This is a genomic window from Burkholderia sp. KCJ3K979 (assembly GCF_016759955.1).
Classification (GTDB): domain Bacteria; phylum Pseudomonadota; class Gammaproteobacteria; order Burkholderiales; family Burkholderiaceae; genus Burkholderia; species Burkholderia orbicola.
On the sequence record NZ_JACFYV010000274.1, the window covers coordinates 1 to 7946 of the forward strand.

The window sequence follows — 7946 nt, forward strand, 5'->3', positions numbered from 1 at the left end:
GCACGGCAACCGTGCGTTTTGTACTCAGTCACGGGCTCCAACACCCAAGCGCGGGGCAAACTGCACGGTCTCGTCTGGCTACCACCAGACTTTACCGTACTGGTCAGTACTGAACATACAAGCGCGCCGGCCCCGCGCGGGCGGCGGTCGGCCGGCCCGCGAATGTTAGAATCGCGGGATTCCCTCGGCGGCTCACGGCCGCCCAACTCCCCTTCGAAGAATCGCCATGACGTCCCAACTGCACAAAAAGGGCGAGGCCTGGTCGGCCCGCTTCTCGGAACCGATGTCGGAGCTGGTCAAGCGCTACACGTCGTCGGTGTTTTTCGACAAGCGCCTCGCGCTCGTCGACATCGCCGGCTCGCTCGCGCACGCGAACATGCTCGCCGCGCAGAAGATCATCAGCGCCGACGACCTCGCCGCGATCGAACGCGGGATGGCGCAGATCAAGGGCGAGATCGAGCGCGGCGAATTCGAATGGCAGCTCGACCTGGAAGACGTCCACCTGAACATCGAGGCGCGCCTGACCGCGCTGATCGGCGATGCCGGCAAGCGCCTGCACACGGGCCGCTCGCGCAACGACCAGGTCGCGACCGACATCCGCCTGTGGCTGCGCGGCGAGATCGATCGCATCGGCGGCCTGCTGAACGACCTGCGCGGCGCGCTGATCGACCTCGCGGAACAGAACGCCGACACGATCATGCCCGGCTTCACGCACCTGCAGGTCGCGCAGCCGGTCACGTTCGGCCACCACCTGCTCGCGTACGTCGAGATGTTCACGCGCGACGCCGAACGCATGCGCGACTGCCGCACCCGCGTGAACCGCCTGCCGCTCGGCGCGGCCGCGCTCGCGGGCACGAGCTATCCGATCGACCGTCACGCGGTCGCGAAGACGCTCGGCTTCGACGGCATCTGCGCGAACTCGCTCGACGCGGTGTCCGATCGCGACTTCGCGATCGAATTCACGGCGGCGTCCGCGCTCGTGATGACGCACGTGTCGCGCTTCTCCGAAGAACTCGTGCTGTGGATGAGTCCGCGCGTCGGCTTCATCGACATCGCCGACCGCTTCTGCACCGGCAGCTCGATCATGCCGCAGAAGAAGAACCCGGACGTGCCCGAGCTCGCGCGCGGCAAGACCGGCCGCGTGAACGGCCACCTGATGGCGCTCCTCACGCTGATGAAGGGCCAGCCGCTCGCGTACAACAAGGACAACCAGGAAGACAAGGAACCGCTGTTCGATACGGTCGACACCGTCGCCGACACGCTGCGGATCTTCGCCGAGATGGTCGCCGGCATCACCGTGAAGCCGGACGCGATGCGCGCGGCCGCGCTGCAGGGCTTCTCGACCGCCACCGACCTCGCCGACTACCTGGTCAAGCGCGGCCTGCCGTTCCGCGACGCGCACGAAGCCGTCGCGCACGCGGTGAAGATCTGCGACGACCGCGGCATCGACCTCGCCGACCTGACGCTCGACGAGATGAAGCAGGAACTGCCGAACGTCGCGCACCTGATCGGCGACGACGTGTTCGGCTACCTGACGCTCGAAGGGTCGGTCGCGAGCCGCAACCATCCGGGCGGCACCGCGCCCGATCAGGTGCGTGCGGCCGTCAAGGCTGCCCGCGCCGCGCTGGCCAAGTAACGGCCTGCGGTTCCGGACGGACGCCTTCGGCGTCCGTTTTTCATTCGGGCGCCCCTCGCGCCGCCCGCTGCTTTCCCGCTTCACGGATGCCCCCGATGACCTTTTCCGCCGCGCTCTTCGACATGGACGGCCTGCTCGTCGATTCCGAGCGGACCATCATGAACACGTGGATCGACGTGTCGAACGCGCATGGCGTCGTGCTGACCGAGATCGACTACCTGCAGATCGTCGGCCGCTCGTTCGCCGAAGGCCAGGTGATCCTGGCGCGGTTGATCGGCGACCCCGCGACGTTCGACGCGGTGCGTATCCGCGTGCGCGAGCAACTCGCCGCGCCCGAACCCCATCCGAAGTTTCCGCTGAAGCCGGGCGCGCTCGCGCTGCTCGAAACGCTCGCGCGGGCGGGCATTCCGTGCGCGGTCGCGTCGTCGTCCGCGGGCGACGTGATCCGCGCGCGGCTCGGCGCGGTCGGCGTGCTGCCGTTCTTCCGTGCGATCGCGGGCGGCGACGAAGTCGCGCGCGGCAAGCCCGACCCGGCCGTCTACCGGCTCGCGGCCGAGCGTCTCGGCGTGCCGGCCCACGCGTGCGTCGCGTTCGAGGACAGCGACTTCGGCGCGCAGTCGGCCGCCGGCGCGGGTGCTGCCGTCGTCACCGTGCCCGACCTGAAGGCGCCGACGCCCGAGATCGTCGCGCTGAGCCTGCACGTGCTCGCGTCGCTCGACGATGCGGTCGCGCTCGTGCCGTCGTGGTTCGGGCTGCAGGGCACGTCGCAACCCGCGTAGGCCCGCGTAGGCAATACGCCGCGCCATGCAAAACGGGCACCCGAGGGTGCCCGTTTCGTCGTGTCGCCCACTCGAAAGCGGCGCGTCCTTTACCGGTTGCCGGCCGTCTCCGACAGCCGCTTCATCGTCGCGATGCGCGCGCCGATCAGGTCGACGCGTCCGTCCTCGCCGACGAGCGGCGCCGTCGCATCGCGGAACGCCACCCACGCGCGCTGCGCGCGCACGAGCGTCGCGGCCGAATGCGCGGGCATCTTGCGGCGCAGCTTCTGGTAATAGCGGTTCAGGTCGAACAGCGCGTGTTCGCACGCGGCGTCCTGCACGCACGGCCGCACGCGGCGGATCGCCGGATCGCGCGACGCGTTCGCCGGCTTGGCGCCAGCCGGCGCGGCCGCGCCACTGCCCTGCGCACCGCTCGTCGCCGCGACCGGCACGGCTGCCGGCGGCGGGGCATAGCGATCGGCCGCCCCGCGCAGCGCCAGCGCGCGATCGCGCACCGGCTGCAGCTGCAGGTCGGCGCTCGACATCGCATACGCGGTACCGCGCGTCGTGTCGTACACGGCCTTCAGCAGCAGCACTTCGTCCTTGCGCCACGTGAGCCAGCGGCGCTGGCTGTCCTGCCAGCCGCGCTTCGCGTCGGCCGGCGCATCCTTCGACAGGCGCTGGTACGCGCCGTCCATCACTGCCTGCCACTGCTGCTGCGCTTCGCCCATGCACTGGATCTGCCCGGCCGGCGACGACCGGTCGCGCCGCGCGAGGCATTGCCGCATCGCGACATCGATCGGGTCGGCCGCCGCGACTTCCGCGTGGGCGACGCCCGCGCCCGCGAGCCCCGCCAATCCTGCCGTCCAGACGACGAGCGCGGCCAGCGCCGCGCGCATCGTCCGGAATCGTCCGTGCGCCGCCATCAGTCGCGCACGCAGTCGACGAAGTACTCGACGCGGCCGTTCACCTCTTCCGCGACGAGGCCATGGATGTCGGTGTGGAAGCCCGGGAAACGCTCGTTGAAGTCGCGCGCGAACCGCAGGTAGTTCACGATCGTCTTGTTGAAGCGCTCGCCCGGAATCAGCAGCGGAATGCCCGGCGGGTACGGCGTGAGCAGGATGCTCGTCACGCGACCTTCGAGCTCGTCGAGCGGCACGCGGTCGATCTTGCGGTGCGCGAGCTTCGCGAACGCGTCCGACGGCTTCATCGCCGGCTCCATGTCCGACAGGTACATCTCAGTCGTCAGGCGGGCGATGTCGTTCGCGCGGTACACGTCGTGGATCTGCGTGCACAGGTCGCGCAGGCCGACGCGCTCGTAGCGCGGATGCTGCGCGACGAATTCCGGCAGCACGCGCCACAGCGGCTGGTTGTTGTCGTAGTCGTCCTTGAACTGCTGCAGCTCGGTCACCATCGAGTTCCAGCGGCCCTTCGTGATGCCGATCGTGAACATGATGAAGAACGAGTACAGGCCGGTCTTCTCGACGATGATCCCGTGCTCGGCCAGGTACTTCGTGACGATCGCGGCCGGAATGCCGGTCTCGCCGAACTCGCCGTCGACGTCGAGCCCCGGCGTGATGATCGTCGCCTTGATCGGGTCGAGCATGTTGAAGCCTTCCGCGAGCGGGCCGAAGCCGTGCCAGTGGTCGTTCGGCTTCAGCATCCAGTCCTCGCGCGAACCGATGCCTTCCTCGGACAAGTTGTCCGGGCCCCACACGCTGAAGAACCAGTCGTCGCCGTACTCGGCGTCGACCTTGCGCATCGCGCGGCGGAAGTCGATCGCCTCGGCGATCGATTCCTCGACGAGCGCGGTGCCGCCCGGCGGCTCCATCATCGCGGCCGCGACGTCGCACGACGCGATGATCGCGTACTGCGGGCTCGTCGACGTGTGCATCAGGTACGCCTCGTTGAAGCGGTGCTTGTCGAACGTGCGGTTCTCCGAATCCTGCACGACGATCTGCGACGCCTGCGAGATGCCGGCGAGCAGCTTGTGCGTCGAGTGGGTCGCGAACACGAGCGCGCCCGTGCGCGGACGGCCGTCGCCGATCGCGTGCATGTCGCGGTAGAAATCGTGGAACGTCGCGTGCGGCAGCCATGCTTCGTCGAAGTGCAGCGTGTCGAGCAGGTCGCCGAGCAGGTCCTTGATCATCTCGACGTTGTACACCACGCCGTCGTACGTGCTCTGCGTGATCGTCAGGATGCGCGGCTTCATGTCCGGGTTCTGGCGCATCGCCTCGCGCGCGAACGGGTTCGCCTCGATCTTCCTGCGGATGTTCTCCGGCTTGAATTCGTCGCGCGGGATCGGCCCGATGATGCCGAAATGGTTGCGCGTCGGCGTGAGGAACACGGGGATCGCGCCCGTCATCGTGATCGCGTGCAGGATCGACTTGTGGCAGTTGCGGTCGACCAGCACGATGTCGCCGGGCGCGACCGTCGCGTGCCAGACGATCTTGTTCGACGTCGATGTACCGTTGGTCACGAAGAACAGGTGATCGGCGCTGAAGATGCGCGCCGCATTGCGCTCGGACGCCGCCACCGGGCCGGTGTGGTCGAGCAACTGGCCGAGTTCGTCCACCGCATTGCAGACGTCCGCGCGCAGCATGTTCTCGCCGAAGAACTGGTGGAACATCTGGCCGAGCGGGTTCTTCAGGAACGCGACGCCGCCCGAGTGGCCCGGGCAGTGCCACGAGTACGAGCCTTCGTCCGCGTACTTGACGAGTTCCTTGAAGAACGGCGGCGCGAGCGAGTCGAGATAGACCTTCGCTTCACGGATGATGTGGCGCGCGACGAACTCCGGCGTGTCCTCGAACATGTGGATGAAGCCGTGCAGCTCGCGCAGGATGTCGTTCGGCAGATGGCGCGACGTGCGCGTCTCGCCGTACAGGAAGATCGGGATGTCCGCGTTGCGGCGGCGCACTTCGGTGACGAACGCGCGCAGCTCGATGATCGCGGTCGCGAGCTCGGGCAGCTCGCCGTCCGGGCCGGTTTCGCCGAGCATGAGTTCGTCGTCGTCGATCGACAGGATGAAGCACGACGCGCGGCTCGATTGCTGCGCGAACGACGTCAGATCGCCGTAGCTCGTGAGGCCGAGGACTTCGACGCCCTCCTTCTCGATCGCTTCGGCCAACGCCCGGATGCCGGAGCCCGAGATGTTCTCGGAGCGGAAATCTTCGTCGATGATGACGACGGGGAAACGAAACTTCATGGGCGATTCTCCAAAAAGAACGACCGCGGCGCGTCACGCGCAGCGGTCACCCGGAAACTGGTGAGACGTTATGCAACCAGATCAGGTTTTCGGCAGCGTGACACCGCGCTGCCCCTGATACTTGCCGCCGCGATCGGCGTACGACACGTCGCACACCTCGTCGCTTTCGAAGAAGAGCACCTGCGCGACGCCTTCGTTCGCGTAGATCTTCGCGGGCAACGGCGTGGTGTTCGAGAATTCCAGCGTGACGTAGCCTTCCCACTCGGGTTCGAACGGCGTCACGTTGACGATGATCCCGCAGCGCGCGTAGGTCGACTTGCCGAGGCAGACGGTGAGCACGGTGCGCGGAATGCGGAAATATTCGACGGTGCGGGCCAGCGCGAACGAGTTCGGCGGGATGATGCACACGTCGCCCTTGAAATCGACAAACGAACCCTCGTCGAAGTTCTTCGGATCGACGATCGTCGAGTTGATGTTCGTGAAGATCTTGAATTCGTCCGCGCAGCGGATGTCGTAGCCGTAGCTCGACGTGCCGTAGCTGACGATCCGGCGGCCGTCCTCGGACGCGCGGACCTGATCGGGCACGAACGGCTCGATCATCTTGTGCTCTTCGGCCATGCGCCGAATCCATTTGTCGGACTTGATGCTCATATCGGGGCGCCTGGAAACGCTGCGTGACGGTCAGGGGAAGGCCGCTCGCGCAGGGCGGCGGCCGGGAAAGGCGGACATTTTACGCGATCATCGGCTCACGCACGCGGCGGCCGTCAACGGATCACGCCGCAGGCCAGCGCGGGCCCCGCGCCATGCTGCGGAAACGCCGGGTCGCTCGAGTCGCGGTGCACCAGCGCCGCGCGGTTCATCGCCGAGCGCACGCCGTCGAGGGCCAGATCGGGCGCGACGATGAAGCCGGCCGCGACGCCGTTCGCATCCGCATGGATGTTGCCGAGATCGCCGGCGACGCGCGCGCCGGCGCGCAGCCGGTCGGCGGCCGGCGCGAACACCTGGCCGGCGCTCGAGCCGTCGCCCGCGTTGCAGTCGCCGCGCTCGTGCACCTGCAGCGCGTGATCGCTGTTCGGCGGCAGGCCGACCAGATTGTAGGTGACCTGCACACCGTCCGGGCGCTCGACGAACGTCACCGCGCCGCGCGCCTGCGCGCCGACCGTCGGCTGCAGTTGCGCGTCGGCCCGTTTTTCGTGCGACGAGGAAAAGGAGGTACAGCCGGCCAGCAGGCCCAGCGCGGCGGCGGCCAGCAGCGCGCGCCGCGCGCGGCCGGCGCGCACGCCGTGATGTCGTTGTTTCATTCGATCCTCATGCCGGCTGGCGGCCGTTTGACACGACGGCCGCGCCGGGCGGGTAAAGGGACCCGGGAAAAGTCGCCATGATACCGCGCCTCGCGGCGCCGTAAACAGCGTGAGGCCCCGCCCCGCAAGGGTTTTACGTATTTTGAACAACGATCGACGGGAACTTCGACGTCATGTCGCGCGATCGCTCGGCAATCGCCAGCGCGACCCCGCGCGCGATGTCGCGGTAGCGACGCGCGAGCGCACCGTCCGGCTCGGCCGCGACCGTCGGCGTGCCGCTGTCGGCCCGCTCGCGGATCGCGATGTCGAGCGGTAGGCTGCCGAGCACGTTCACGTCGTAATCCTTCGCCATCCGTTCCGCCCCGCCGGCGCCGAAGATGTGCTCCTCGTGGCCGCAGTTCGAGCAGATGTGGATGCTCATGTTCTCGACGATGCCGAGGATCGGAATCCCGACCTTCTCGAACATCTTCAGTCCCTTCTTCGCGTCGAGCAGCGCGATGTCCTGCGGCGTCGTGACGATCACCGCGCCGGTGACGGGCACGCGCTGCGCGAGCGTGAGCTGGATGTCGCCCGTGCCGGGCGGCATGTCGACGATCAGGTAGTCGAGCTCGCGCCAGTTGGTCTGGCGCAGCAGCTGCTCGAGCGCGGACGTCGCCATCGGGCCGCGCCACACCATCGGGTTGTCTTCCTCGATCAGGAAGCCGATCGAGTTCGCCTGCAGCCCATGGCCGACGAGCGGGTTCATCGACTGGTTGTCCGGCGACTCGGGGCGCTGGCCGTGGATGCCGAGCATCGTCGGCAGCGACGGGCCGTAGATGTCGGCGTCGAGAATGCCGACCGACGCGCCTTCCGCGGCGAGCGCAAGCGCGAGGTTGACAGCCGTCGTGCTCTTGCCGACGCCACCCTTGCCCGACGCGACCGCGACGATGTTCTTCACATTCGGCAACAGCTTCACGCCGCGCTGCACCGTATGCGCGACGATCTCCTGCGACACGGCGACGCGTGCGTCGCGCACGCCCGGCACGGCCTGGAGCGCCGTGGCGACG

7 protein-coding genes are annotated in these 7946 nt (G+C 68.0%); 2 read left to right on the forward strand and 5 right to left on the reverse strand.

Features of this window, described 5'->3' with window-relative positions; translation table 11 throughout:
• Nucleotides 1-226: 226 nt before the first annotated feature.
• Both argH and H3O04_RS32140 read left to right on the forward strand, forming a co-directional pair.
• Nucleotides 227-1636 (forward strand): argininosuccinate lyase, encoded by a 1410-nt coding sequence (gene argH / locus H3O04_RS32135; protein WP_006478117.1) that lies wholly within the window; start codon nt 227-229, stop codon nt 1634-1636.
• Between the two features lie 95 nt (nt 1637-1731).
• Nucleotides 1732-2415, forward strand: a complete 684-nt coding sequence (locus H3O04_RS32140; RefSeq protein WP_202589223.1) for an HAD family hydrolase — start codon at nt 1732-1734, stop codon at nt 2413-2415.
• An 89-nt stretch (nt 2416-2504) separates the two neighbouring features.
• Here the strand turns inward: H3O04_RS32140 and H3O04_RS32145 are convergent, their stop codons facing one another.
• The 5 genes from H3O04_RS32145 to apbC all read right to left on the reverse strand — a co-directional run.
• Nucleotides 2505-3320: a lysozyme inhibitor LprI family protein gene (locus H3O04_RS32145; RefSeq protein WP_012329006.1), complete on the reverse strand. Its 816-nt coding sequence runs from the start codon at nt 3318-3320 to the stop codon at nt 2505-2507.
• Nucleotides 3320-5599, reverse strand: a complete 2280-nt coding sequence (locus H3O04_RS32150) for an arginine/lysine/ornithine decarboxylase (protein ID WP_011545955.1) — start codon at nt 5597-5599, stop codon at nt 3320-3322. The genes H3O04_RS32145 and H3O04_RS32150 overlap by 1 nt, the downstream gene beginning before the upstream one ends.
• Nucleotides 5600-5680: 81 nt before the next feature.
• Nucleotides 5681-6250, reverse strand: a complete 570-nt coding sequence (gene dcd, locus H3O04_RS32155; protein WP_006398615.1) for a dCTP deaminase — start codon at nt 6248-6250, stop codon at nt 5681-5683.
• Between the two features lie 113 nt (nt 6251-6363).
• Nucleotides 6364-6900, reverse strand: coding sequence for a superoxide dismutase [Cu-Zn] (gene sodC, locus H3O04_RS32160; RefSeq protein ID WP_011545956.1), 537 nt, complete (start codon nt 6898-6900; stop codon nt 6364-6366).
• Between the two features lie 133 nt (nt 6901-7033).
• The coding region (gene apbC, locus H3O04_RS32165; RefSeq protein WP_202589224.1) for an iron-sulfur cluster carrier protein ApbC at nt 7034-7946 on the reverse strand (913 nt) is incomplete at its 5' end.

Excerpts from the sequence above, each read along its gene's own strand:
- sodC (WP_011545956.1), bottom strand. The coding sequence starts at position 6,900 with ATGAAACAACGACATCACGGCGTGCGCGCCGGCCGCGCGCGGCGCGCG.
- H3O04_RS32145 (WP_012329006.1), bottom strand. The coding sequence starts at position 3,320 with ATGGCGGCGCACGGACGATTCCGGACGATGCGCGCGGCGCTGGCCGCG.
- argH (WP_006478117.1), top strand. The coding sequence starts at position 227 with ATGACGTCCCAACTGCACAAAAAGGGCGAGGCCTGGTCGGCCCGCTTC.
- H3O04_RS32140 (WP_202589223.1), top strand. The coding sequence starts at position 1,732 with ATGACCTTTTCCGCCGCGCTCTTCGACATGGACGGCCTGCTCGTCGAT.
- H3O04_RS32150 (WP_011545955.1), bottom strand. The coding sequence starts at position 5,599 with ATGAAGTTTCGTTTCCCCGTCGTCATCATCGACGAAGATTTCCGCTCC.
- dcd (WP_006398615.1), bottom strand. The coding sequence starts at position 6,250 with ATGAGCATCAAGTCCGACAAATGGATTCGGCGCATGGCCGAAGAGCAC.